The sequence below is a fragment of the Nostoc sp. genome, assembly GCF_036916975.1.
Classification (GTDB): Bacteria; Cyanobacteriota; Cyanobacteriia; order Cyanobacteriales; family Nostocaceae; genus Nostoc.
In genome coordinates, this window is sequence record NZ_JBALFF010000113.1 from 1 (window position 1) to 2,182 (window position 2,182).

The window sequence follows — 2,182 nt, forward strand, 5'->3', positions numbered from 1 at the left end:
TAGTTGCGCTTTAGCGCTAAAGCGCAACTACGAGCCAAATACAGAGATTTTACTTTTCGTTACATAGTTTGGTTTTATCTTGCCTACCTACTTACAGTATGGCAATGAATAAGGCAAAAGCTGATAATATAACCTTTCTTACCTCCTGCTTCTTTGCCGTATTAACGTTTTTTATAGAATAATTAAGTAGGTGGGCGCTAAAAAATACGACTAAGTTAAGAAATGTAAATCGCTTAAAAGCTTATATTAAAAGCGTTTCTGGCACTTTACATAACTTTATATAGTTCGGTTTAATTGTACCTACTTACTTAGATCAAAGCAATTTTTTGAAAATCCCTCTCTTTTAAAACTGGGGAGTCTTACAAATAATTGCATTGTTTTGACCGATTTTGGTCATTTATTAACTTCACTACTTTAGGTAGATGACTTGCAACAAGCAGGTTGATTGATCTGCTTATTGATATTACCTACGTCAAAGCCATGAGTTTCGATCAACATTCTTCTCTAGAAAAAAGAAAATCAGCCTGCTAGCACTAGACTGTTATCTTTGAGAATATGAAAAAATGCAAATATTGCTTGACTCCACCATCCATCTATAGGTAGATTTATTACTTAGCCTGCTAGCACCAGACTGTTATCTTTAACGGTGGTAAAAATGTCTTCGTAAGTGGGGAAAATTTCAAATACTGAATCTAGTTGGGTAAGTTCCAAAATTAACCGTACAGGAGCTTGCACGTTGCATAGAACCAAGCGACAACCGCTCTGGCGTGCAGCTTTCAACCCTTTGACTAGAGGAACTAACCCAGAACTGTCCATGAAATTAACTTCTTCTAGGTCGATAACCCAGAGTTGATGAGCTTGGGGCAATACTCTAGCCATCTGTTCACTCAAAGTCTTACCGCCTTCCAAATCTATGCTTCCTTCGGGTTTAAACAAAATAACTTGAAGTTCTTGTGTGAGAATCATGAATTTAACAGGGTAGTTGGAACACTTGACAAAAAATTGAAAAAAACATCAATACCTTTTCTCTTTCAACAGCAAAATTACTGTTTTACCCAGATATTTGGGCAATTGCGGCCGTGCAGTTGAGAGTGATTATTTCAGTATTCATGCCGTATAATTTGTGATAACTTTTATCAATATAGGCATAAACGCCTAACAATTTCGGTATCAACCGTATCTTTTACAAGATTTTCATCATTTAACGGGATATTTATAAAGAATTTATAAATATTTTATTTTTTTTTTAATAAATTATGAATTTGTGGTATTAGCCTCTAAAAAATGCCTAGTTAATAGTCAAAAGTTGATAGTTACCATAGGCTAAAATTTATGGATTATTCAGAATTAAACTAATGACTTAATGGCTCTATGTGGCGGTTTAATTGACACCCCGCGCATGAACAAGCAAAGATATAATAAAAGTAAAAATTTGTAAAGACGGCGGTGCGGGATGTCTTTAGAGCTGATTTCACTAGAAAATATCCAAAAAGTCGCCCACACTTACGGGTATTGGGCAATTTTTTTGGGAATTTTGCTAGAAAATTTAGGCATTCCCCTTCCTGGCGAAACTGTGACCTTAGTAGGCGGGTTTTTAGCTGGTAGCGATGAACTGAATTTCTGGCTGGTTCTGGGTGATGCAATTATGGGTGCTGTAATTGGCGGCACTTGTGGCTATTGGATTGGTAGAGTTAGCGGTTGGCCTTTTCTGGTAAAAGTTGGTAGCATATTTCGGGTTTCTGAAGTGCGACTGCTGACTATTAAAGAGCAATTTAGTCAAAATGCTGCTAAAGCAGTATTTTTTGGACGTTTTTTGGCATTGTTACGAGTTTTTGCTGCACCACTAGCCGGTATAGCCGAAATGCCTTTTGGAAAATTCTTTTTATACAACTTTTTAGGAGCAGTTGCTTGGGCTAGCTTGATGGTGACATTGGCTTTTTTTGCTGGCAAAATTGTCTCTTTAGAGCAATTGGTTGCTTGGGTGGGTCAATTTGCGATCGCAGCGTTACTGATTCTCGCTGCTTTAATTGTTGTGCCTCTGTGGCTAGAGTCTCGCCAAGTTAAGGAAGCGAGTAGTGAGGAGTAAAAAGTTAGGAGTTTGGAGTTTGGAGTTTGGAGTTTGGAGTTTGGAGTTTGGAGTTTGGAGTTTGGAGTTTGGAGTTTGGAGTTTGGAGTTTGGAGT

2 protein-coding genes are annotated in these 2,182 nt (G+C 37.5%); one reads left to right on the forward strand and one right to left on the reverse strand.

The genetic code is table 11. The features are described from left to right. Window positions 1–612 precede the first annotated feature (612 nt). The gene (locus tag V7K73_RS26475; RefSeq protein WP_334884553.1) at window positions 613–966 is read right to left on the reverse strand and encodes an STAS domain-containing protein; all 354 of its coding nucleotides are present in this window, start codon (window positions 964–966) and stop codon (window positions 613–615) included. Window positions 967–1,453: 487 nt separating this feature from the next. Here V7K73_RS26475 and V7K73_RS26480 point away from each other — a divergent pair, with 487 nt between their 5' ends. Then, complete coding sequence (locus V7K73_RS26480) at window positions 1,454–2,086, forward strand: DedA family protein (protein ID WP_334884555.1); 633 nt, start codon at window positions 1,454–1,456, stop codon at window positions 2,084–2,086. Window positions 2,087–2,182: the final 96 nt, after the last annotated feature.